Origin of the sequence: Persicimonas caeni, assembly GCF_006517175.1 — a bacterium.
Lineage (GTDB): Bacteria > Myxococcota_A > Bradymonadia > Bradymonadales > Bradymonadaceae > Persicimonas > Persicimonas caeni.
This window is the reverse complement of the sequence record NZ_CP041186.1, coordinates 1,885,201-1,906,888: the sequence shown is the minus strand read 5'-3', so window position 1 is coordinate 1,906,888 and position 21,688 is coordinate 1,885,201. Positions and strand designations below refer to the sequence as shown.

Genomic DNA, 21,688 nt, shown 5'->3' with positions numbered 1-21,688 from the left:
CCGGGAGCATTTGCCTTCCCAAAGGTTGTTTTACCATGCTGTTCAAGCGTCTTGTGCTAGAAAACTTCGGGGTGTACGCCGGGCGCCAAGAGATCGATCTGCGGCCAGAATCAACCGAGCGGCCGGTCGTGCTGGTAGGCGGGCTCAACGGCACCGGCAAGACCACGCTCCTCGACGCGGTGCGCTTGGTGCTCTACGGCAAGCGCGCGCGGCTCGCCGAGCGTGACCAGAGCTCGTACCACGCCTACCTGCGCGAGGCGATTCACCGCCACGCCAACCCCTTCGAGGGGGCGCGCATCGAGCTCGAATTCGAGTTCCAGCAACTGGGGCGCGACGAGCAGGTGCGTGTGGTGCGCAAGTGGTCGGCGATGGGCTCCAAGGTCTACGAAGAGCTGCAGATCTATCGTGACGGCAAGCTCGATGCCGACGCGGCCGAGGGCTGGGCGAGCGAGTTGGAGCAGATCATGCCGCTTGCCATCTCGGAGCTGTTTCTGTTCGACGGCGAGCATGTGCGTCGTTTCACCGAGAGCCGCCAGACGCGCGCCATGTTGACGACGGCGCTGACCCACCTGATGGGCGTCGGACTGGTCGACCAACTCAGCGACGACCTCGCGGTGCTCGAGCGCAAGACGCGCCAGAGCCTGGGCGACGACCACGACGACCAGGCGCTGCGCGACGTGCAAGCCGTGCTCGAAGGGGCGCGCGAGGAGCTCGGCGAGCTGGACGCCCAGATCGAGGAGGCTCGGGGGACGACTCGAAAGCTGCAGCACTTCTACGACAAGGTCGACGCCGAGTTTCGGCGCAAGGGCGGTGAGGAGTACGAACAGCGGGCCCAGAGTGAAGCCAAGCTGAGCGAGGCGAAGGCTGCTCGCGAGAGCCACGAGGACGAGCTGCGCTCGGAGACGGCGCGTTTTGGGCCGCTGGCGCTGGTCAGCGACCTGGTCGAGCAGACCCTCGTCCAGGCCGAGGCAGAGTACGAGTCCGCCTCACAGGCGCTGGTGGCCGAGCTTCTAGAGTCGCGGGATGCCCGGTTGCTCGACTTCCTCGAGCGCAGCGGCCTCGAAGGCAATCAGCTCGAGCAAGTCGCCGGTTATCTGGGCGAAGATCGCTGCGAGCGCGTCGAACGTAGCCAGGCCGTCGACCCGATCGTGGGTGACTCGGCCACGTTGGTCGAGCACCTGCGCGCGCTGGTCAACGGGGCGCTCAGCTCGTGTGATCGTCAGATCGACGGCCTGCTCGAGGCCTGCGAGAAGCTAGACTTGAAAATCGAACAACGCGAGCGACACCTGCAGCGTGTGCCCGACGAGGAGGTGATCCGTCATGTCTTCGAAAAGCGCGAGCGCGCCCGCGGCCGCCTCGAGGAGGCCGAGCAACGCCTCGGCGAACTCGAAGAGACTCGCGGACGTGTCGAAAAGCAATTGGCCGCCGCGGAGCAGAAACTCGACCGCCTGTTGCGCGACCGCGTGGCCTCGGAGTTCGAGGCAGAGGATTCGGCGCGGGTGCTCATCGTCAGCAATCGACTCAAGAGCGGACTGGCGCAGTTCCGGCGGGCCATCCTCGAGCGCAACCTCGCCAACCTCGAGAACCGCATCACCACTGCTTTTCGCGACCTGCTGCGCAAGGAAGATCTGGTCGCCGAGGTGCGCATCGATCCCAACGACTTCGAACTGACGCTCATCGAGCGAAGCGGCAAGCGGTTTTCTCCGGAGGTGTTGTCGGCCGGCGAGCGTCAGGTCCTGAGCGTCAGCATGCTCTGGGGCCTCGCCCAGAGCGCCAGACGCTCGCTTCCCACGATGATCGACACGCCCTTGGGCCGGCTCGACTCCGAGCACCGCAAGCTGCTCGTCTCTCGGTATTTCCCGCACGCCGGCCGACAGGTCATCTTGTTGTCCACCGACGAGGAGATCGTCGACGATCACTTGGAGCTGCTCGAGCCGTCGATCAGTCGATCCTATCGCTTGCGTTTCGACCACGAAGCGCAGGCCACTCGCATCGAGCCGGGGTATTTCGCCACATGAGTATCGACCGCATCCACATCTCCGAGCGCGGCCGCCACGAACTGATCGTGCTCAAGCGGCGCACCGGGCTGCGCCAGTGGAACCACCTGTGTCGCTGGGCGTTATGCGTCTCGCTGGCCGATCCGACCACGCCGCCGGACGTCGACCTCGGCGCCACTGGTGTCGAGTTGACCTGGCAGACCTTCGGGGGCGCCGAGGCGGACATCTATGAGGCGATGTTTCGCATGCGCTGCCATCGCGACGGCGTCGACCCCGCCGATCGGTCGCGTATCTTCCACCTCCATCTGCATCGCGGGATCGCTCGCCTCTACGCGGTCAAAGAAGTCCGCAGCATGGCCGATTTCATCGAAGTGGCCCGCAAGCTCTGCAGTCACGGCTAGACGCCGGTTCTTTGTTTCTGACTAGAAACACTCCAGTTCGCAACGCGCTCTACACGATCCTCGGGGTGGAGTTTAATGTTGAAACGTCTTCGGCAAATGTGCCGAAGCTTTGACTCGAACTTGTCCACCAACGGCCCCCACGTGGGGCATCACGAGGAGCACATTATGAGCTGGAACTTTGACGCAGCCCACTCGAAGATCGGTTTTGCCGTCCGTCACATGATGATCAGCAAGGTCCGCGGCGACTTCAAAGAGTTCGACGTCGACCTTCGACTCGACCCGCACAACCTGGAGGACTCGTCGGTCAGCGTGACCGTGCAGGTCGACAGCATCGACACGAACAACGCCGACCGCGACGGCCACCTGCGCTCGGCGGATTTCTTTGCGACCGACGAGTACCCGACGATGACCTTCGAGAGCACCGGCTTTCGCGACGCCGGCGACGGCGACGTCGAGATCACCGGCGATCTGACCATCAAGGGGACTACGCACGAGATCACGCTGACCGGCGAGCAGCTCGGCCCGGTCAAGAGCCCCTTCGGCGGCAAGTCGGTCGGCTACAGCCTGACCGGAGAGCTCGACCGCGAGGCGTTCGGGCTGACCTGGAACCAGGCGATGGAGACCGGCGGCGTCCTCGTGGGCAAGAAGGTCGAGATCGTCGTCGAGGCCGAGGTGACCAAGGCCGACGAGGAGTAATCGCTTCGTCACAGATGCGTTCGCCGGACTCCCCTCACCGGCACGCTGCGCGGCCCCTGCCAAGCCGAGTGCGTCTCAATTCGAGGCCATCTCGGTTTGTCGGCAGGGGCCGCGCCTATTAAGCTGGCGGCATGGACGTGTCGCGGGCAACTCTCTCCAACATCTTTCGAACCTCGAGCTGGGTGCTCATCCCGGCTACGATCGCCTTGGGCGATTTCGTCTTTCGGCACGCCGGGCGCCTGCCGCCCAACCTCGAGCACAGCCCGACCAATCTGCTCGGCTCGTTGCTCTTGTCGCTCGTCTTCTGGTGGGCCCTGAGCCGCCTGGTCGCCGCCAGCGAGCGCCGCTGGGTGTGGGCCTGCGCGGTGGCCTTTCCGGCCGCCTCGATCATCGCCGCGGTCTGGCACTTCAACCTGGTCGTCGGCCTCGATCCTCCCGCCGGCGCGGCCACCTATCTGTTCCAAGAGCCGGCCTCGTCGTTTCGGATGATGAGCGGGCGCCTCTCGCTGGGCATCGCCGCGGCGATCTCGGGGCTGGGCGGCTTGTGGGCGCTGGTGCTCGGCATGGGGCCGACCACGGTCGAGCCGGGCATTCGCCGCAGCGCTTGGATGGCGTTTGTGCCGTGGGTGATGTCGGCGCTCTTGTGGCCGAGCAACGCCACCGTCGGCCAATCTCCCTTCACCGCCGACTTCCACGCCAGCCACGTCCTCTCCCACAGCCTGCAGGACGTCGTCTCGGGCAGCGCGACCCGCCCGCTCGGGGTCGCCCACCGCGCCGATCTCGAGCCGGTCGACGACAAAGACAATCAAATAGGCAAACAAACGGGCAAGCAAGCGCGCCCCAACGTCATCGTCTTCCTCGCCGAGAGCCTGCGCCGCGATCGCATGCAGGTGTGGGGCCACGATCGCCAGACGACGCCCCGCATGGCGCGGTTTTTCGAGGAGCATTCGGACGAGGTCTATCGCTTCGAGCGCGCGGTCACCGGCTCGGCGTTTACCGACCTGTCGGTGCCCATGGTGCTCACCGGCCTGTCGATGGCGCGCGACCGCCAGACGATGCACACCGCGCCGATGCTGTGGCACTACGCCCAGGCCGTGGGCGCGCAGACCTTCTTGGTGAGCTCGCAGCAGTGGGCCTGGCGCGGCTTGGACGAGTTCATGTTGCTCGACCGGCCGCCCGACCACGTGATCACCGCCGAGACGATCGGCACGAGCATCGTCAACGACGTCGGCGTCGACGACAGGCTCGCCGCCGAGCAGGTCGTCGAGGTGCTGACCGAAGAGCTCGCCGAAGACCGGCCGTTTTTGGGCGTCGTGCAGACCAACACCACTCATTTTCCCTTCTTGCCCAAGGAGGACGTCGGCTGGTCGATCGACGACCCGAAGGGGCGCTACGACGCCTCGGTCGCGCTCACCGACGCGTTTTTTGGGGACATGGTCGACGCACTCGAGGCCACCGGCCGCGCCGACGACACCGTCATTCTGTTCGTGGCCGACCACTCCTCGTTCTTCTATCGCGGCCAGAACCTGTTCGCCGATCGCCAGATCGACACCTGGCAAGACGGGCTGCGGGTGCGCTCGTGCCACCCGATGGTCGCCGCCATCCCGATGTTCATGTACCTGCCCGACAAGTGGGCCGACCGGCTCGGTGTGTCCGGCCAGACCGTGCGCGCCAACACGAGTCGCGTCACCTCCACGCTCGACGTGGTCCCCACGGTGCTCGACCTGTGGGGCGTCGACGACCTGCCCGCCCAAGCGGGGCTCGAAGGCCTCGACAGACTCGACGGCCACTCGCTGCTCGCGCCCATCGCCCCCGAGCGCACCGCCCACTGCGTCAACACGGTCAGCTGGGGGCTTCGCCCGGAGAGCGGCTTTGCGGTCTTCGGCACAGAACGCGTCGTCTACGGCCGGCGCCGTTTCGGGCGATTGCACGTCTACGACGCCAACGATCCGACCACATGGAGCGCGCAGCGCCCCGGCGAGCCGCCCACCGAGGCCGATCGAGGGTGGCTCGACGAGGTGATCTCCGACACGCCCATCCTCGCGCCCTACCTCGAGTACGTCGAAAAGCGGTGACGAAACCTCGCGCGTGTCTACAGCTTGTTACGTGCATACCGCTCGATACAGGCGTCGACTCCGTGGCTCTCACCCCGCTCAAGATATGCTCGAACAGCAACAGGCCCGCTCGATTCGGTTTCATAGCCCCCATCCCTCCAAGACCTACACGATCGGTCGTTTCTTAGGCGACGTGCGCTGGCTCGTCACCCACGTCGACGCGTTGGTGGGCGCCTATCTGGGCGACGAGATCGACCCGCAAATCCGCGAGGAGGTGTTGACCGCCGTCTCCTTCGAGAACGCCTGCCGCTGGTGCAGCTTCATGCACAGCGAGTGGGCCTTGGAGCTCGGCGTCGACTCCGAGGAGCTCGAGCATATCGAGCGCCTCAACCCCAGCGGTGTGCCCTTCGAGCGGTGGGCGGCGGCGCTCTTCGCGCGCCATCGCGCCGCCCAGGGTTTTGGCCCCATGCCGCCCGACTTCGAAGTCGAGGCGAGCGAACTCTTCGGCGAGCGCCACCGCGATCTGATCGAGGCGCTGGCGCGCATGATCTCGGTGGCCAACGGAGTCTCCAACACATTCGACGCGTTCCTCGCCCGGCTCGACGGCAAGCCGCTGCCGGGGAGTCGGCTGCGTGACGAGCTCTTCTTCTCGGCGCTCTTTGCCGCGGCGGCGCCCTGGGCGGCGGTGGCCCTGGCGGTCATGCGCGGCGAAGGTCCGCTCGAGTTACGCGAGAAATTCGCCGATTTCTCGCGTCGGTTCGAAGATCTGTTGCGCCGAGGGCGCATGGCCTTTGCGGGGGCGTAGCCCCGTGGGCTGGCTCCTCGACCCATCGTCGTCAGCTTGATGGAAGCAGTCGCGTGTTAATTATGCGACGGCGGGTAACACTTCGTGCGACAAAACCAAATAAACCGTCTTGCGATGGCTCGCTCTACGGTGTTAAAGGTCTTTGCACTCACGCACGTGCCTCTTGTCCAACAACGGCCTACTTAGATGAGTTCGGACGACAACAACCAGGATCCCAGCACCAAGACGACCGCCCAGATGGACGCGCGCGACGTGCACTTGCACGTGCTCGAGTTGGTGCTGCCGGCCGGCTGGACGCGGGTGACCCCCAAGTTTTGGACGAAGGATCGCGACGGCCTCGAGACCTACGAGGCCGAGGTCGACGGATTCACGCTGCAGGTCGTGCTCAAGGCTGACCAGCAGTGGATGGGTCGGCTCAAAGGGCCCGACGGCACCAAGATCGAGACCGACCTCTACAAGCGTCAGCCCGACGTGGTGCGTGCGCTCATCCTGGCGCTCGAGCAACTCAAGCCCTGAACAACAATTTCGCAGACGAGGGCAAGATGCCCCCGCACCGATGTCGACGAGGGCAAGATGCCCCCGCACCGATGTCGACGAGGGCAAGATACCCCCGCACCGATGTCAACGAGGGCAAAATGCCCCCGCACCGATGGGGTCAACTCTGCTCGCGCCGTTTGCGCACGGCGCTCGCCAGCTCGTCGAGCACCGGCACGGTCTGCTCGAAGCCCAGGCAGGCGTCGGTGACGCTCTGGCCGTAGCAAAGCTCCTCGCGCGGGCCCAGGTCTTGGCGCCCCTCCACCAGATTACTCTCGATCATCACGCCCATGATCGCCTGTGAACCGCCGGCGAGTTGCTCGGCGACTGCGTGAGCGACGCCGGGCTGGCGGGTGTGGACCTTGCCGCTGTTGCCGTGGCTGCAATCGACCATGACCCGTGGGGATTCGCCGGCGTCGGCGAGCATCTTGGCGGCCTTTTGGACGTGCTCGGCGTCGTAGTTGGGGCCCGACTTGCCGCCGCGCAAGATGATGTGGGTGTCCTCGTTGCCCGCCGTCTGCACGATCGCCGAGATGCCGTGCTTGGTCACGCCCATGAAGCGGTGGGAGTGCTTGGCCGCGCGCATGGCGTCGACGGCGATCTGGAAGTTGCCGTTGGTGCCGTTTTTGAACCCGACGGGCATCGACAGGCCCGAGGCGAGCTGGCGGTGGACCTGCGATTCGGTGGTGCGCGCGCCGATGGCGCCCCAGGTCACCAGGTCGGCGATGAACTGCGGGGTGATCGTGTCCAAAAACTCGTGGCCGGCCGGAAGGCCCATCTCGGCCAGGTCGACCAGGAGCTTTCGAGCCAGGCGAAGCCCGCGGTTGATATTGAAGCTCTGGTCCATGTCCGGGTCGTTGATCAGCCCCTTCCAGCCGATGGTCGTGCGCGGCTTCTCGAAGTAGACGCGCATGACGATGAACAGGTCGTCTTCGAGGCGCTCGGCTTGCTCCCGGAGGCGCTCGGCGTACTCGACGGCCGCCTTGGAGTCGTGGATGGAGCAGGGGCCTACGACCGCCAACAGCCGGTCGTCGCGCCCAGCGATGATGTCGGCCACGGTCTTTCGGGCGGCGTCGATCGTCTCGGAGGCGCGCTCGGTCAGCGGCAGCTCCTCGCTCAAGATGGCCGGCGAGATGAGCGGTCGAAGGCCTTTGATGCGAAGGTCGTCGGTGGTGTGGAACATGGGATATATGTGGGGCCAAAGTGATGGAAACGAGGGCGAGATGCCCCCGCACCGAAAGTTAACATTCTTGTTAATTTTACTCGTCTGCGATGGCGCGGCCGACGTGCAGGCCCATCGCGTAGATCGACATCTGCGGGGGCACGCCGATGGACGACGGAAAGAGCGAGCCGTCGGCGACCCACAGGCCGTCGACGTGGTGGTGCTTGCCGCGGCTGTCGACGGGCGCCTCTTGCGGGTCGTCGCCCATGGGCACCGAGCTCATCGGGTGCACCGCGGTGATGTCGATGAGCCCGGGCTCGAGCTCGAGCTTTTCGAGCGGCTCGACCGAATCGCCCGGCTCCAAGACCCGCACCGGCCGCGTGGGCACGAAGACGCGCTTGGCGCCTGCGGCGAACAACAACTCGGCGCTGCGCGCTAGTCCGAAGGTCAGCTCGCGCCGGTCCTTCTCGTTGGGCCACCACTCGATCTCTACGCCCAACTCGCCTTTGGGCAGCACCTTGCCGGGCGTCTGGTCGTGGACCATGCCGGTGAACACGGCCAGGTGGTCGTAGAGCTGCATCAACTCGCGGTGGTCTTCGCCCCAGCCGGGCAGAATCGTGGCCGTGCCGATCGGGTGGGCGAACGCCGGAATGAGCCAGGTACGGAGGCCGACCGCGTCGGCGCGGGCCTTGGCCTTTTTGTCGGGCTTTTTGCCCGGGTGGGCGGCGTCGAGGTCCAAGAATTCGGTGCACTCGTACGCCTGCGGGATGCCCTTCCAGGCGTGGACGGGCTCGTCGAACTCGCCGGCGGCGACCAGAGCGGGGTGCACGTGCAGGTTGTTGCCGGTCATCCCGGAGGCGTCGGGGATGCCCGAGCGGATGAGAATCGCCGGGGTGCCCGTGGCCGAGGCCGACAGACAGATCCGGGGCGCGTCGACGAGGATGGTCCCCATCGAGTTTCGCGTGCGCGGGTCGAGCGCGGCCGCCTTGACCCCGTCGACCTTGCCCCCGCTGTGGACCACCTCGATGGCCCGGCAGTGGGTGAAGAATTGCGCCCCGGCGTCGACCGCGCGCGGGACGAAGACTTTGACGGCGTTATTCTTGGCGTCGTAGGCGCAGCCCACGTCGCAAAACCCGCTGCCGATGCAGCCGGTGCGGTTGTGCTGCAGCCCGCCGCCCTGCCAGCCGAGCTTTTCGGTGCCGGCCTGCAGCAGTTGGTTGTGCCGGTTGTAGCGGGGCTCGGGGATCTTGGAGACCTCGATGAGCTCTTCGACCTCGTCGTAGAGCTTCGCCCACTCTTCGCGCCCCAGGTGCTCGAGCTTTCGGGCCTCTTGCCACTCGTCCAAGATGGCGTCGGGGATGCGCTTGCACAGGTTGATATTGTGCACGGTCGACCCGCCCAGCGCGCGGCCCTGGATGATGGTGGCGCTGCGGTCTTTGGTCGTCTGCGAGCCGTGGGCGTAAAGGAGCTCGGGGAGCATGTCCTTTTCGCGCTGGTTCATCACCGCCGGGGGCACGAACGCGCCCGCCTCGAGGACGACCACGTCGAGGCCCGCCTCGGCGGCGACCGCGGCCGCCGCAGCTCCGCCCGCACCCGAGCCGACGATGCACAGGTCGGCCTTGACGCGCATGGGAAGTTCGAAGGTCGACGCGTCGTAGATCATTGCATTCCTCGGGGCGTGGCGCCGGGCTTGGCGATGAGGCGGCCGTACTTTCCGGCGTCGGCGCGCGTGGGCACCGGCGGCGGGGCAGGGCGCTCGAGCAGCGGGCCGTCGTAGCCAATCGACTTCCAGGTGCGCCTATCCGAGTACCACCCCAGCAGGCACAGATCGCGGATGCCCTTGAACGCCTGGGCCAATTGGCCCCCTTTTTGGCGAATCCCGACCAGGCAATCGAGGCGCGCGGCGGGGTCGAGCCGCGTAAACCGGCGGGCGAAGCCCCCCAGGAGCGTGCCGTGCTCGATGAGCGCGAACATGCCGTGAATCTCGAGCAGCATCCGGTCGGGCATCCCCTCCAGAAAACGGTCCACATTCTTGGCCAACTCGAGCCCGGAGGGCCCGGGCGAGGGCAGCGGGCCGGGCTCGTTCGGGATCAACGCGGTCGCCGCGGCGGCCAACACGCTCGCCTCCCACTCGCCGAGCACGCGGCCGTCCCAGTCGTTCGCGTCATAAAAACAGGCGCGCCCGAGCAAGAGCGCCCCGGCGGCGGTGCCCGCCCCGAGCCACAAAAACGTGCGCCGGGTGGGACGCCAGCCCGACTCTTCGGACTGCTCCGGCCGGCGGGGCCCGTCGGATGGGTTGTCGTGATCGTTGGCGGCCATGGCGTTCGGTGCTGAGATGGCGTTCGGTGAAGAGGAGGTTGGTTGGAATTGTAACGTGCGAGAGGCTCGCGGCAAGGAGGCAACGTGCGAGGGCGGTCGAGTAGTCCTTGTAATGGATCCCTCAGTCCCCCAGCTCCGCTACGCTTCGCAGGGGGCTATCAAAGAGGGGATTACGCCCTACGGGCTTGCCGTATGGCGGCCTCGCACGTCTGGCCATGCGTGGCTTTTGAGGCGAGTTGCCAAGGAGTCGAGTAGGCGCAGGCCCTGCTCGAGGCAATCTTGCCCGCCTTCTGGAGCCCGAAGGGCAGAATCCCCAATTCGATAGCCCCCTGCGCAGGGAGCGCGTAGCGCGACCGGAGCTGGGGGGCTTCGTGAAATTCACAAAGGGCCGCCACGCGAGAATAGGGGCTTCGTGAAATTCACAAAGGGCCGCCGCGCGAGAATAAGGGCTTCGTGAAACTCACAAAGGGGCGCCACGCGAGTTTTGGGGCTTCGTGAAACTCACAGAAGCCGTCGCCGCGAGAATGAGGGCTTTGTGAAACTCACGAAAGGGCGCTACGCGAGTTTTGGGGCTTTGTGAAACTCACGAAAGGGCGCTACGCGAGTTTTGGGGCTTTGTGAAACTCACGAAAGGGCGCCACGCGAGTTTTGGGGCTTTGTGAAACCCAAAGAAGCCGTCGCGGCGAGAATGAGGGCTTTGCGAAACTCACAGAAGCCGTCGCCGCGAGAATGAGGGCTTTGTGAAACTCACGGGGACATAATCCCACTACTCCAACTCGTACGACTCGATCTTCCCCCTCCAATAGACAAATCGCCCGTCGGCTTCCTCCCAAAACACGTCCCCTGTCGCCGGAACGCGGATGCCGTCAAACTCGACGTATTCCCCGAAGTCGCCGCCCCAGGGCAGGCGCTCGACGTCGTCGCCTTCGCCGCGTGGGCGGCCCGGGGAGAGCACGCCGGTGATGTCGCCGGCCTCATTGAAGGAGAAGGTCGCCTTCGTGGAGAGGTCGCCGGCGGTGATGGTGGCCGTGGCGTGGCGGTCGTCGTCCTGGGTCCAGGTGATCGCGTCGTTGGTCGCGATCGCGGCCGGGTTCCAGGGCAACTCGGCCAGGTAGCGGGCGAGCTCGCCCTCGGCGACGACGGGGCCCTCGACGTTGGCGACGGGGACGACGCCCAGCAGGCGCATCTGCAGGCCGCCCTGGTCGCCGTCGAGCCAGTCGGAGCCCAAGATGGAGCCCACGGGCATGGGCATCTGGGGCTTCCACAAAAAGGCCGGGCGGGAGACGGCGAACCACTGCTCGGCCGTGAAGGGCATCCAGTCGCCGTCCTGGGCGAGCTTCATGTCGCCCGACTGGGTGAGGTGGACGTAGCGGTACGTCTCGCCCCTTTCGACGCCGCTTCGCTCGACGTATCGACGCACCAGCGGGGGCAGGCGCTCGAGTTCGCCGACCTTGGCCGCATCGGTGTCTTTGACGGCTTGCATGCGCGCGTCGAGGGAGCGCAAGAAGTTCGAGCGCACCCACAGGGAGACGGCGGCTGCGATGACGATGATGATGGCGACGGCGGCGAGAATTCGCATGGTTTTCCGGTGGATATGACGAAACGGAGCGCGCGCGAACATGGTGTCCGCAGACATGGTGTCAGACACCGTGTTGGTCCCACGAAACGACAGCAGAATCTATGCCAACGTCGGGCGGCCTTCTCGGGCACGGGGCGCGGCGATGGTCGTCGAGAAATTTGCGCACCCCTTCGGTCTGGCGAAGCAATTGCGCCGCTGCACAATCGGATTGAGTAAAAAAGATTGAAACTCGACCCGATGCCCCCGACAATCGGCCCGCTTGTTTGGATTTGGCAGTATTGGATACGTGATGTCGCTCAAGAGAACAGTCTGGCGCATTCTGAATGACCCCGACGACCCGCGCTACCGCGGCTTTCTGGGGTTCATCACGATGCTGATCTTGTTGAGCTTCGGCATGCTCGTCTACGAGGTGCTCTACCTGCCCGGCCAGCAGATGCCGCGGTGGATGCTCATCACCGACCAGTCCATTCTGGGGATCTTTTTCGTCGAGTATATCGCCCGGCTGTGGGTCATCCGCGGCTGGAAGCCCAAGGCGATCAAGCTGACCTGGCTGCAGAAGGCCAAGTACTGGATCATCTCCAGGCTCAAGTTCATCTTCAGCGTGTGGGGGCTCATCGACCTGGTGGCCCTGCTGCCGATCTTTCCCTTCTTGCGCTCGCTGCGCATCTTGCGCCTGTTGCGCTTGCTGCGCTCGGTCAAGCTGTTTCGCTACGCGCGCCCCATCCAGACGTTGATGCTGGCAGTGCGCGACAACTCCTTGTTGTTCGGCGTGTCCATCAGCTTTGTGTTCGGCACCATCTTTTTGAGCGCGGTGATGCTCTTTTTCGCCGAGTTCGGCATCAACGAGCAGATCCAGGGAATCGACGACACCCTGTGGTGGGCGATCGTGACGGTGTCGACGGTCGGCTTCGGTGATATCACCCCGGCCACCAGCGGCGGGCGCATCATCGGCGCGGGCCTGATGCTCATGGGCATGTTCGTCATCGCGCTCTTTGCCGGTGTGATCAGCTCGACGCTGGTCGGCCACCTTCTTCCCTTGCGACTCGAGCAGGTACGTATGTCTTCGATTTCGGACCACATCGTCATCGTCGGCTGGAACGACGACGTTCCCATGCTCCTGCAACAGATGAGGCAGGAGCACGGCGAAGAGCTCCCCCCGGTGATCCTGATGGCCCCGCGCGACCGGCCCGAGGCTTTGCACCAGGAGTATATCTTCGTGCACGGCGACTTCACCAAAGAGGAGGAGTACGACAAGGTGCGCCTGTTGTTTGCGCGCACCGTCATCGTGGTCGCCGACCAGTCGGTGGGCCCGGCGCGCTCGCAGGCCAGGGATGCGTCTACCGTGTTGACCATCTTCACCATTCGCAGCCTCGAGCGCAGCTTCGAGCACAAGCGCTCGCGCCCGCTGCATATCGTCGCCGAGATTCTGGACCCGGAGAATATCAGCCACGCCAAGGTCGCCGGCGCCGACGAGGTCATCCCCAGCGCGCTGATGGCCTACAGCATCATCGCCCACACCGCCGGCAACCCCGGGGTGGGCGTGGCCATGAGCGACCTTTTGCTCGCCTCCAAGCAAAACGTCTATACGGCGGATCTGCCCGTCGAGTTGTTCGGCACCGAGGAGCTGCAGTTTCGCGAGGTGCGCCGGCGCATGCACGAGGAGCGCGGCGTGCTGGTCGTGGGCGTGCTGCACCAGGGGATCTTGCAGATGAACCCGCCTGCCGACACGCGCGTGTATCTCAACGACGATATCGTCTACATCGGCCAAGAGCTCCTGGACCACGACAACGGCGAAGAAGACGAGGACTGAGTCGACTCACGTACCGCGCTTGCGGGGTCGTCTCCACCAAAGCAAGCCCACCAGGGAGATGGCCAGGCCGAGGTAGGCGACCGGGGCATCCGGCGTCGAGGTCCCGGAGGTCGAGGCGCATTCACAGCTCGAGCCGGCCGACTCGCCGGCGTCGGTCGCGGGCGGCTTCGACGGGACCACGGCGGCTTGTTGCGGTTCTTCCTGCTGGAGTTCATTCGGCTGGGCTTCATCCGGCTGGGCTTCATCCGGCTGGGGTTCTTGATTCGCAGTCGGCGACCGGGGCGCTTCGGGCGCAGACGGCTCCTCTTCGAGGCCCATCAGCGGCTCTTTGGGGCTGATGGGAAACGACAGGTCTTCCTTCCAATTCAACGGGTGGCGCCGGCCTCGCCAGCTCTTCGAGTGATACAGCACCTGCGCCCACGCCTCACCGGCGCCTGTGCCGGCGACGTCGCCCAAGAATGTCTGCAACGCCTCGGGGGCGTCGGCGTGTTGGAACTGCGCGTTGGACATCACGAATCCGTTCTTCCCGCCGGCCTTCGCCATCTGGAAGCCGCGCCCCTCGACGCCCTCGAAGGTCGCGTCGGCGAACGGCTCCGATTGCAACACATATAGCGTGACCTGCGGGTTACCCATGCCGGCGCTGAGCTTCATCGGATAGACCGCGCGCTCGTAGGGAAAGCTGACGCGAAGCGGGGGAAGCTCGCCGTCTTTGGGGAGCGTCTGTTCGCCCTCGGCCGGCAGCGCCTTGATCGCCAAGAACATCCACTTGCGCGTGATGTAGTAGTCGAGGTTTTGGTGGGGGATGCGTTGGAAGCCGTTGTCGACCATCCACTGCTGCAGCTTCTCTTGGCCGAGCGAGCCGCGCACCTTGATGGGCTGGATTTCGAAGGGGCCGGTCTTCTGGGCGGGCAGAAGCTCGAGGGCTTTCGTCGTGCTGCGCGAGCCGCCTCGCCCGCGTCCGGCGCTCTTGAGCCCGAGGCGTCGCAGGGGCTTCTCTCTGACCCAACGCGGGTTGAAAAAGCCGTGCACCTCGTCGATGAAGCCGGGGTCGACCGTGCCGTAGTCGGTCGGCACCGCCGGCAGCGGCAAGATCCAGGCGAGCTTCTCGAGCGGCTCGTCGCTCGCATAGGAGACGTCCATGACCAGGTGCTCGACCTCGCCGTCGTGGTAGATGAGCGCCTTTTGGCCGCGTTGGGTCAACTCGGTCGTCTTCGAGCCCTGCGCCACCGTCTCACGCATGGCGTGCAGGCAAGCCGAGACCGACGAGGGGACGAAGAAGCTGGCGGTCAGAACGAGCGCGACGAGGAGCGCGGTTGTGCGGGGCGTCGTACAGATCATGGGCCTGACACCGGTCGAGCAGGTTGGTTGGGGGCGTGCGGCGTCGAGCGTAGCACAGAGGCGACGCGAAGGCTCGTCGAGCATGCGGCTTCCGCTCAGCAGGCATACGTGTACAATGCCGACTGTTCTTATCGACAATGGCTGCTGGGACGAGCTGCGAGAGAGATATGCAAACAGACGAGCAACACTGGGATTGGATCATCGTCGGTTCGGGCTTTGGTGGGAGCGTCTCGGCGCTGCGGCTGGTCGAGAAGGGCTACAAGGTCTTGACGATCGAGAAGGGGCGGCGCTTCGAGGCCGACGACTACCCGAAGACCAACTGGGACCTGCCCCGTTGGATGTGGAAGCCCGAAGTGGGCATGAAGGGGCTGTTCCAGATGTCGTTCATGCAGCACGTCACGGTGCTGCACGGCGTGGGCGTGGGCGGCGGCTCGCTGGTGTACGCGAACACGCTGCCGACGCCGAGCGACGACTTTTTCGCCGCCGAGTCGTGGTCGCACCTGAGCGACGGCTGGAAAGACGAGCTCGAGCCGCACTACGAGACCGCCCGGCGCATGCTCGGGGCGACCAAATACCCCAACCGCAGCCCCGCCGAGGACGTGCTCGAGGAGATCGCCGAGGATATGGGCCGCTCGGAGCACTTCGACAACACCACCGTGGCCGTCTACTTCGGCGAGCCCGGCGAGGAGGTCGACGACCCGTACTTCGACGGCGAGGGTCCCACGCGCACCGGCTGCATCGAGTGCGGCGCGTGCATGACCGGGTGTCGCTATAACGCCAAAAATAGCCTCGACCACAACTACCTGTGGCTCGCCGAGCGTCGCGGGCTGACCATCGAGGCGGAGACCGAGGTCACCTCGGTGCGCCCGCGCGACGGCGGCGGGTATGTCGTGGAGACGCGCCCCTCGCTCGACCGCTCGAAGCCCGCGCGCACCTTCACCGCCGACAAGGTGGTCTTTTCGGGCGGCGTGATGGGCACGGTGCCGCTGTTGCTGCAGCTTCGCCAAGACCCCGACGCGCTGCCGAACCTGTCGCCGCGCGTGGGCGACTCGGTGCGCACGAATAACGAGGCGCTCTTGGGCATCATCCAGCCCGACACCGACGAGGACCTCTCGCAAGGCGTAGCGATTACCTCCATTTTGCACACCGACGAGCACAGCCACCTCGAGCCAGTGCGCTACGGCAAGGGCTCGGGCTTTTTCCGGCTCATGGGGCTCCCGCACGCGCCCGGCTCCAACCCGATCAGCCGGCTCGCCGGCGCCGCGGCGGGCTTTTTGCGCCAGCCCTGGCGCTGGACGAAGGCGCTGCTGACCAGCGACTGGGCCCGGCGCACCCAGATCCTCTTGTATATGCGCACCCTCGAGAGCACGCTGTCGTTCAGGCTCGGCCGAAGCGTCTACACCGGCTTTCGCAAGGGCCTCGTCTCTAAGCTCGATGACCCCGACAAGGCCCCGGCGGCGTTCATGGAAGAGGCGACCGAGCTCGCCGAGCGCTGGGCCGAGAAGGTCGGCGGCGTGGCCATGGGCCTGCTGACCGAGACGCTCATGGGCACCCCGAGCACCGCCCACATTCTGGGCGGCGCGTGCATGGGCGCCACCGCCGAAGAGGGCGTCATCGACGCCGACCACCGCGTGCACGGCTACGACGGCCTATACGTCATCGACGGCTCGGCCATCTCGGCCAACCCGGGCGTCAACCCCTCGCTGACGATCACCGCGCTGGCGGAGCGGGCGATGAGTAAGATCGCGGCGAAGTCCGCCGACGTCGAAAAGGCGAGCTGAGGCCGCATCGATTCCCATTTGTTTCGCTTCGCTTACAACTGCGCTACGCTCGCTGCATGGGTATGGGTACCTTCGACATCATCATGATCGGCGTCACGATCGCGTTCTTCGCCCTCATCCCGTTGGTGCTGCGCTGGTCACACCGCAAACGCGACGGGGCCGCAGCCGAGGTGCGCGAGCTCTTGGGCGAAGACAATATCTTGCTCTGCGACACCTCGGCCCTGTTCGACGGCGTCGCCTCCGAAGGAATGCTACAGACACGCGGCAACGGCTGCTTGGCGCTCACCAAAGCGGGCCTCCTCTTCGTGTGGTGGCACTCCCGCGAGAAGATTCAGATTCCCGTCAGTCACCTGCGCGGCGTCGAGCGCGTGCCCAGTCGCCGTAACGGCGTGACCGGGCGCGAGCTTATCCGAATTCACACCCGCGACGGGGCGGGCGCCGACGACACCGTCTCGTTTTACGTCGAAAAAGTCGCCGCCTGGGTCGCCGTCATCGAACGGCTCATTCATGCCGAAGACGCTACCACGCGTGGTCTGGAGGCCGACGAGGAGCGCGAGGCGCTGCCCCAGGAAGCCCCGGCCGAAGACGGCGTGTTGTGGTAGCGCGACTGCTCCCCACCGAGGATGATTTGACAAGCTCCTGGATTCTCTTGGTCGTCGCCGGCCTCTTCGAGTGTGGCTGGGCCATCGGCCTCAAATACTCCGACGGGTTCACGCGCCTGTGGCCGTCGGTAGGCACGGTCGCGGCGATGGGCGTCAGCCTGTTCCTGCTCGGCCGCGCGATGCGCGAGATCCCCTAGTGCACGGATCTGGAAATGCGTACGCACCTGAGCCGACCAGCCCCCCGATGCCAGCGTCGACGTTTGCTCGACGATGCGCTGCATCGCCTGCGCACGTCTCCTTGCCCTCGGAGGGCTGGGTAGGCTCAGGGAACCTCGGCGAGCTGGCTTCGGGGAAGCCGAAGTGAGGCGACGAGGGTGATACGCATCACCGAGGAGCCTCACAAAGGCGTCGTCGAAGCCAGCCGCCGAGGTGCCTACGGATTTCCAGATCCGTGCACTCGGCACCGCCTACGCCGTGTGGACCGGCATCGGCGCCGCGGGCGTGGCGATCTTGGGGATGCTGCTGTTCGACGAATCGCGCGAGGTGGCGCGATTGGTTTGCATCGGGTTGATCGTGGCGGGCGTGGTGGGTTTGCAACTCTTTGGGGCGGCGGATTGATGGTGGAGAGTGTCGCCTGCCATTGAGGAAGCGCACTGGAAGATGATTCAGGACGAGGAAACCGATGGGTGTAATCCTTGAAGATCTCGAAAACGAAGACCACGATCTTTCCTGCAACTGGTGGAATTGGCGTCCCACGCTGCGGCTCATTGACGCGATCATCGAGCTCGATGACGAGATGCTCGAGCGTCTGAGCGCGAACGCTTGTGGAGGCAAGCTCACTGCAGCGCAGGCTGAAGAGGTTGGTCGCCGTATCCGTGAGGAGTTGCTCCCTCATATTCCCAAAGGCGGTCGCATCTTGTACGACGGTACGATTACCAACGAACCCGACGACGGCACGCTCTACCAAGACAACGAGACGTGGAAGAATTACTCCGTCCATCGAGCGTGGCTCGAAGATTTTGTCACGTTTTGCGTAGCCTGTGAGGGATTTCGGGTATTGTGAGCGCGAAGCTTATCGTGACGGTGATTTAGCAGGAGTCTACGCCAGCAATGAGCGACGAGAAGAACAGAAGGATAAGCGCCGGTAAGGCACTGGAACACGAAGGCGTGGGCATCAGCGACGAGCAGCGCGCTGAACTAGATATGCGTCTCGAGGCGCATCGAAAGGACCCCAGCGACACCCGTTCTTGGCGCGAGGTTAAGGCGAAAATTAAAGATGAGCAGTGATAATGATAATGCTGCCGAGACTCAATTGGGCTTGAAGCATCTGTTGTTGGCGTCTGAACGAGCTTTCAGTAGTGTTTGGCCTAACGTTACTGGTGCGGGACACTTTATGTGCGGGCGTTGCGATGACGTCCCCCCACCGCCGGGATGGCGGAGGACTTTGAAGTAGAGACAGCAAAATGAAAGTGCGTTTCTTAGAAGAAAAGACAGGTGAGACTATTGCCGAAGTCGACTTTGCTGAAGGGCGAGACCTTCCGGACAAAGGCAGTGTCGTTCATCTGAAATGCCAGCAACTTAATGGAGGGGTTTCTCAGTGGTTGGTGCGAGACTGTGTCGAAGGTACTGAGCCAATCGTGTGGTGTGTGAGGCACGCGCCTACAATCGCAAATACAGGCGAAGCTGCGCAGGACGAGCTATGGGCGGTATCGCATCTTTATCAACAACTTCCGCTATCGCTTACGGCGCAATGGAAACATCCGATACAGGCAACAGAATCACCTGACTTTCTCATAAAGCGAAGAGACGGTTCCGTACTCGGGATTGAGGTCACGAGCCTAACTGATCAGAAACGGTTAGAGCTTGATGTTGCAAAAGCTCAAATTCGGAAGACGGTTCGTGCTTGGTATAGACAACGTTTCGGCGCAAATCTCGTAGTTGAGGTTGATTGGAGTACATCCGCACGATGGCTGCCTGTTGATGCACTTACTGCCGAGTTAATAGCTATCTTGGAACACCTTCCCAAGGTTCCGCCTCTCGACATCAACTTGGCTTCGTTTGACGTGAGTGACATCTATGAGGTCAAAGCGAAAATGGAGCTAGTACAGAGCGCTGGACTCTCGTCTTCCTGTCCAAGCGGGTTGCTTCCTGAGTGGAAAGTTCAACTCGTTGGAAAGTTGAAGTCATTTCCTCAATACATTGATCGCGTTCGTTTTGCGATCGCGCCGGACGGACTCGAATATCCGACGGTAACTGGTGGATTTCTTCCAACTGTTACGCCAACCAGCTTGGGCGAAAGCAGGCAGTTCAAGAAGAAAGAGAAGAAGCTAACAAAGCGCTATCTCCACCGGTGTGACGAATGTTGGCTTCTCGTACACGCATGGTATTCGCACGTCGAGAACTCCACTGCCTCCATGGTTGAGGTAGACCATGAGGCCTTTGAGCGAGAGATTCTGGACTCGCAGTTCGACCGAGTTTGGTTGCTGGATGGTGGCTTTGGGCTTTACGAGGCAACCTAATACTTAGGCTATAGCGGGAAGATTGAGTGCCTTTCTAAATGGTGTTCCGTTTTGCCGGTTTTGCCCTTGCGTCGTTGGCGTTGCGGGCGAATGGTTGGTCAAATGGGGGGCGAGATTGCTGAGGCTGATATCACAAACCACACGCGGTCGACTGAGCAGCCATTCCCTCCCCAACGGCTCAGTTTGCCGTTAGGGGAGGTCCCCGTAGGGGGGAGGGGTTGAGGCTACGCATCTGCAAGGCCTACTCGCTCGAACCCTCTCAATACCCAAACCACCCCGCCACTTCCGCCGTCTCCTCGTCGATCGCGGCCCGTTCTTCATCCGAAAAATCCGGCGAATAATAACTCGGCGCCGAGATACGCTCGGCGTAGTGGGCGACGATGGCGTCTTGGGAGTCGGTCAGTTGGGCGTGATCGAGCAGGGCGTGCAGTTCTCGTTCGGTGTTCGAGCAGAGATCTTCGTAGCGCACCAGGTGCACGGCGTCGCGAAGCTTGGGGTTGGCGTCGAGGCGGTCGGCCAAATAGCCGTACAGGTGCGCCCAGTAGCGGGCCCAGCCGCGCACCTGGTCCGCCGAGGTGTCGGTTTTCCACAGGCTTTCCACAGACGCGACCAGCTTGCGGTCGCCGGCGTTGATGGCGCGGCGGTCGGCGCCGAACTCGTAGTGGCCGACGCGCTGCAGGTGGGCGACCGAACGCGGGTGTTCTCGGGCGGCCTTCGTGAAGAGCTTGTGCTGCTTTCGGAGCGAGGCGACTTGGTTTTGCGGCCGGCGCACCGGCACGATGAACCGCGCATCGGGGAAGAGCGCGAGCAGGTACTCGAGGCGGGTGACGTTGTAGTTGCCCTTGGCGGCGTAGCGTGTCTTGCCCTCGGCGAGCAGCAGCTTTCGGATGTGGTCGCGGTAGAAGCGCTCGAATTTTTCGTTTGTGGTGTCGGCGTCGAGCACGTTCGACTGCGACGGGTCGTGCAGGCCGTCGAAAAAGGCCATCCACAGCATCTCTTCCATCGCCTCGGGACTCTCGGGGGTCACCTCGAGGCGGTCGCCGTGGGCGCGCTCGGCGGATTCGAGCTGCTTGGGCGCGTTTTGCTGCAGCGTCTGGTGCCACCAAAAGGGCGTGTAGATAAACGGAAAGTCGCGGTACTGGTGGGTGGCGACGTGGGGGTGGCGGGCGATGATCTCGAGCAGGATGGTCGTGCCCGCGCGCGCCAGCCCGGTGATATAGACGGGCGCCTCGATGGTCTGCGCGTCGAGCTGGTCGGCGAGCATCTTGGTCTCGAGGTTGCCCATCCAGCGCCACAGCCAGCGGGTGGCGTGCACCATCCCGGAGGTCAGGTGGCGGCTCAGGGGCACGTGGAAGGCGTCGTAGGCCATACTACTTGATTCCCAGGCCCAGCTTGAGGCCGAGAGCCGACACGCTCATCGCCGCCAGAAAGGTCGTATGCCAGGTGCGCACGAGCTCGGGGCCCCAGGCGAGCGCCTCTTTTCCCTCCCAGGCGCCCTCCATCCAATACATCGCCAGCAGCACCGGCGCGGCGGCCACCAGGGTGGGGCCGAGCACGAACTTCATCTGCTCGAAAGAGAGCGCCAGCGAGCGCTTGACCAGGCCCATCACTTCGGACATGTCGTCGCCCTTGTAGGCTTGCATCTTTCGGCGGGCGTCGGCGGCGCGCTGGGCGATGTCGGCGATCTTTTCCTGAGGAGACAACCACTTGTAGACGAGCATGGTGGCCGCGCCGAGCACCAGTCCCCAGGTGCTCACGCGCAACCAAAACGGCATGAAGCTCAACAGCGAGTCGACCGGTGAGAACAGCGCATCAAGCATCCGAGCGGACCTCGTCGGCGTCGTCTTCACCCTCGCCGGCCGCGTCTTCGGCCTGCTCGTCGTCGGCCGCGTCGGCGTCCGCGTCGCTCGACCCGTTGCGCATCTTGCGCCACAGAATGCGAAGCGGCTGGAAGAACACCGCCACGATAGCGAGAAGCACCGTGCCCAGCAGGCCGAGCAGGGCGGTGAGCATGCTCAAGCCGGGGCCGGGGCCGATATAGGCGACCACGCTCGTCAGGAGGGCTGCGCCGGTGAAACTAAATACGTCCAT

20 protein-coding genes and 2 pseudogenes are annotated in these 21,688 nt (G+C 64.3%); 14 read left to right on the top strand and 8 right to left on the bottom strand.

The features are described 5' to 3' along the window. Positions 1–35: 35 nt before the first annotated feature. The 6 genes from dndD (at position 36) to FIV42_RS07095 (ending at position 6,469) form a co-directional block, all read left to right on the top strand. Positions 36–2,018, top strand: coding sequence for a DNA sulfur modification protein DndD (gene dndD, locus FIV42_RS07120; RefSeq protein ID WP_141197002.1), 1,983 nt, complete (start codon positions 36–38; stop codon positions 2,016–2,018). Next, positions 2,015–2,398 (top strand): DNA sulfur modification protein DndE, encoded by a 384-nt coding sequence (gene dndE / locus FIV42_RS07115; protein WP_141197001.1) that lies wholly within the window; start codon positions 2,015–2,017, stop codon positions 2,396–2,398. Before dndD ends, dndE begins: the two co-directional genes overlap by 4 nt. A gap of 165 nt (positions 2,399–2,563) precedes the next feature. Next, complete coding sequence (locus FIV42_RS07110) at positions 2,564–3,094, top strand: YceI family protein (RefSeq protein WP_141197000.1); 531 nt, start codon at positions 2,564–2,566, stop codon at positions 3,092–3,094. A gap of 137 nt (positions 3,095–3,231) precedes the next feature. After that, positions 3,232–5,169, top strand: a complete 1,938-nt coding sequence (locus tag FIV42_RS07105; RefSeq protein ID WP_168210481.1) for an LTA synthase family protein — start codon at positions 3,232–3,234, stop codon at positions 5,167–5,169. A gap of 85 nt (positions 5,170–5,254) precedes the next feature. Beyond that, positions 5,255–5,953, top strand: a complete 699-nt coding sequence (locus tag FIV42_RS07100) for a carboxymuconolactone decarboxylase family protein (RefSeq protein ID WP_141196998.1) — start codon at positions 5,255–5,257, stop codon at positions 5,951–5,953. Between the two features lie 186 nt (positions 5,954–6,139). Continuing rightward, positions 6,140–6,469 (top strand): hypothetical protein, encoded by a 330-nt coding sequence (locus FIV42_RS07095; protein ID WP_141196997.1) that lies wholly within the window; start codon positions 6,140–6,142, stop codon positions 6,467–6,469. Positions 6,470–6,608: 139 nt separating this feature from the next. Here the strand turns inward: FIV42_RS07095 and FIV42_RS07090 are convergent, their stop codons facing one another. From FIV42_RS07090 to FIV42_RS07075, 4 genes are all read right to left on the bottom strand, one after another. After that, positions 6,609–7,670, bottom strand: coding sequence for a 3-deoxy-7-phosphoheptulonate synthase (locus FIV42_RS07090; RefSeq protein WP_141196996.1), 1,062 nt, complete (start codon positions 7,668–7,670; stop codon positions 6,609–6,611). A 76-nt stretch (positions 7,671–7,746) separates the two neighbouring features. Continuing rightward, a complete protein-coding gene (locus tag FIV42_RS07085) occupies positions 7,747–9,312 on the bottom strand; it encodes a GMC family oxidoreductase (protein WP_141196995.1) in 1,566 nt (521 codons plus the stop codon). Continuing rightward, a complete protein-coding gene (locus FIV42_RS07080; RefSeq protein WP_141196994.1) occupies positions 9,309–9,968 on the bottom strand; it encodes a gluconate 2-dehydrogenase subunit 3 family protein in 660 nt (219 codons plus the stop codon). Before FIV42_RS07080 ends, FIV42_RS07085 begins: the two co-directional genes overlap by 4 nt. Positions 9,969–10,734: 766 nt before the next feature. After that, positions 10,735–11,547, bottom strand: coding sequence for a DUF6544 family protein (locus FIV42_RS07075; RefSeq protein WP_141196993.1), 813 nt, complete (start codon positions 11,545–11,547; stop codon positions 10,735–10,737). Between the two features lie 289 nt (positions 11,548–11,836). On the opposite strand from FIV42_RS07075, the gene FIV42_RS07070 reads away from it, so the two are divergent. After that, entirely contained in the window at positions 11,837–13,357 is a 1,521-nt protein-coding gene (locus tag FIV42_RS07070; RefSeq protein WP_141196992.1) for an ion transporter, read from the top strand. Positions 13,358–13,363: 6 nt separating this feature from the next. On the opposite strand, the gene FIV42_RS07065 is transcribed toward FIV42_RS07070, so the two are convergent. Further along, positions 13,364–14,695, bottom strand: a complete 1,332-nt coding sequence (locus tag FIV42_RS07065) for a DUF2330 domain-containing protein (RefSeq protein ID WP_168210480.1) — start codon at positions 14,693–14,695, stop codon at positions 13,364–13,366. A gap of 167 nt (positions 14,696–14,862) precedes the next feature. Between FIV42_RS07065 and FIV42_RS07060 the strand changes: the two genes are divergently transcribed. The 7 genes and pseudogenes from FIV42_RS07060 (at position 14,863) to FIV42_RS07030 (ending at position 19,597) form a co-directional block, all read left to right on the top strand. After that, the gene (locus FIV42_RS07060) at positions 14,863–16,476 is read left to right on the top strand and encodes a GMC oxidoreductase (RefSeq protein WP_141196990.1); all 1,614 of its coding nucleotides are present in this window, start codon (positions 14,863–14,865) and stop codon (positions 16,474–16,476) included. A 62-nt stretch (positions 16,477–16,538) separates the two neighbouring features. After that, positions 16,539–17,078 (top strand): hypothetical protein, encoded by a 540-nt coding sequence (locus tag FIV42_RS07055; RefSeq protein ID WP_141196989.1) that lies wholly within the window; start codon positions 16,539–16,541, stop codon positions 17,076–17,078. A 26-nt stretch (positions 17,079–17,104) separates the two neighbouring features. Beyond that, positions 17,105–17,272: pseudogene (locus FIV42_RS07050) on the top strand (DMT family transporter); the annotation flags it as partial. A 262-nt stretch (positions 17,273–17,534) separates the two neighbouring features. Further along, positions 17,535–17,696 (top strand): annotated as a pseudogene (locus FIV42_RS07045) (DMT family transporter); the annotation flags it as partial. 64 nt (positions 17,697–17,760) lie between these two features. Beyond that, the gene (locus FIV42_RS07040) at positions 17,761–18,141 is read left to right on the top strand and encodes a hypothetical protein (protein ID WP_141196986.1); all 381 of its coding nucleotides are present in this window, start codon (positions 17,761–17,763) and stop codon (positions 18,139–18,141) included. A gap of 47 nt (positions 18,142–18,188) precedes the next feature. After that, positions 18,189–18,365 carry an addiction module protein gene (locus tag FIV42_RS07035; RefSeq protein ID WP_141196985.1) on the top strand — a complete coding sequence of 59 codons (177 nt, stop codon included), beginning with the start codon at positions 18,189–18,191 and terminating at the stop codon, positions 18,363–18,365. A gap of 176 nt (positions 18,366–18,541) precedes the next feature. Next, complete coding sequence (locus tag FIV42_RS07030; RefSeq protein ID WP_141196984.1) at positions 18,542–19,597, top strand: hypothetical protein; 1,056 nt, start codon at positions 18,542–18,544, stop codon at positions 19,595–19,597. Between the two features lie 259 nt (positions 19,598–19,856). Here FIV42_RS07030 and FIV42_RS07025 read toward each other — a convergent pair whose 3' ends face one another. Genes FIV42_RS07025 through FIV42_RS07015 form a run of 3 tightly spaced genes read right to left on the bottom strand, consistent with a single transcriptional unit; the run spans position 19,857 to position 21,688 of the window. Further along, positions 19,857–20,966: a sulfotransferase gene (locus FIV42_RS07025; protein ID WP_222615403.1), complete on the bottom strand. Its 1,110-nt coding sequence runs from the start codon at positions 20,964–20,966 to the stop codon at positions 19,857–19,859. 1 nt (position 20,967) lies between these two features. Beyond that, on the bottom strand, positions 20,968–21,417 hold the full coding sequence (locus FIV42_RS07020; protein WP_141196983.1) for a hypothetical protein: 450 nt from the start codon (positions 21,415–21,417) through the stop codon (positions 20,968–20,970). Continuing rightward, positions 21,410–21,688 carry a hypothetical protein gene (locus FIV42_RS07015; protein ID WP_141196982.1) on the bottom strand — a complete coding sequence of 93 codons (279 nt, stop codon included), beginning with the start codon at positions 21,686–21,688 and terminating at the stop codon, positions 21,410–21,412. Before FIV42_RS07015 ends, FIV42_RS07020 begins: the two co-directional genes overlap by 8 nt.

Excerpts from the sequence above, each read along its gene's own strand:
- dndD (WP_141197002.1), top strand. The coding sequence starts at position 36 with ATGCTGTTCAAGCGTCTTGTGCTAGAAAACTTCGGGGTGTACGCCGGG.
- dndE (WP_141197001.1), top strand. The coding sequence starts at position 2,015 with ATGAGTATCGACCGCATCCACATCTCCGAGCGCGGCCGCCACGAACTG.
- FIV42_RS07110 (WP_141197000.1), top strand. The coding sequence starts at position 2,564 with ATGAGCTGGAACTTTGACGCAGCCCACTCGAAGATCGGTTTTGCCGTC.
- FIV42_RS07100 (WP_141196998.1), top strand. The coding sequence starts at position 5,255 with ATGCTCGAACAGCAACAGGCCCGCTCGATTCGGTTTCATAGCCCCCAT.
- FIV42_RS07095 (WP_141196997.1), top strand. The coding sequence starts at position 6,140 with ATGAGTTCGGACGACAACAACCAGGATCCCAGCACCAAGACGACCGCC.
- FIV42_RS07090 (WP_141196996.1), bottom strand. The coding sequence starts at position 7,670 with ATGTTCCACACCACCGACGACCTTCGCATCAAAGGCCTTCGACCGCTC.
- FIV42_RS07085 (WP_141196995.1), bottom strand. The coding sequence starts at position 9,312 with ATGATCTACGACGCGTCGACCTTCGAACTTCCCATGCGCGTCAAGGCC.
- FIV42_RS07080 (WP_141196994.1), bottom strand. The coding sequence starts at position 9,968 with ATGGCCGCCAACGATCACGACAACCCATCCGACGGGCCCCGCCGGCCG.
- FIV42_RS07075 (WP_141196993.1), bottom strand. The coding sequence starts at position 11,547 with ATGCGAATTCTCGCCGCCGTCGCCATCATCATCGTCATCGCAGCCGCC.
- FIV42_RS07070 (WP_141196992.1), top strand. The coding sequence starts at position 11,837 with ATGTCGCTCAAGAGAACAGTCTGGCGCATTCTGAATGACCCCGACGAC.
- FIV42_RS07065 (WP_168210480.1), bottom strand. The coding sequence starts at position 14,695 with ATGATCTGTACGACGCCCCGCACAACCGCGCTCCTCGTCGCGCTCGTT.
- FIV42_RS07060 (WP_141196990.1), top strand. The coding sequence starts at position 14,863 with ATGCAAACAGACGAGCAACACTGGGATTGGATCATCGTCGGTTCGGGC.
- FIV42_RS07055 (WP_141196989.1), top strand. The coding sequence starts at position 16,539 with ATGGGTACCTTCGACATCATCATGATCGGCGTCACGATCGCGTTCTTC.
- FIV42_RS07040 (WP_141196986.1), top strand. The coding sequence starts at position 17,761 with ATGGGTGTAATCCTTGAAGATCTCGAAAACGAAGACCACGATCTTTCC.
- FIV42_RS07035 (WP_141196985.1), top strand. The coding sequence starts at position 18,189 with ATGAGCGACGAGAAGAACAGAAGGATAAGCGCCGGTAAGGCACTGGAA.
- FIV42_RS07030 (WP_141196984.1), top strand. The coding sequence starts at position 18,542 with ATGAAAGTGCGTTTCTTAGAAGAAAAGACAGGTGAGACTATTGCCGAA.
- FIV42_RS07025 (WP_222615403.1), bottom strand. The coding sequence starts at position 20,966 with ATGGCCTACGACGCCTTCCACGTGCCCCTGAGCCGCCACCTGACCTCC.
- FIV42_RS07020 (WP_141196983.1), bottom strand. The coding sequence starts at position 21,417 with ATGCTTGATGCGCTGTTCTCACCGGTCGACTCGCTGTTGAGCTTCATG.
- FIV42_RS07015 (WP_141196982.1), bottom strand. The coding sequence starts at position 21,688 with ATGGACGTATTTAGTTTCACCGGCGCAGCCCTCCTGACGAGCGTGGTC.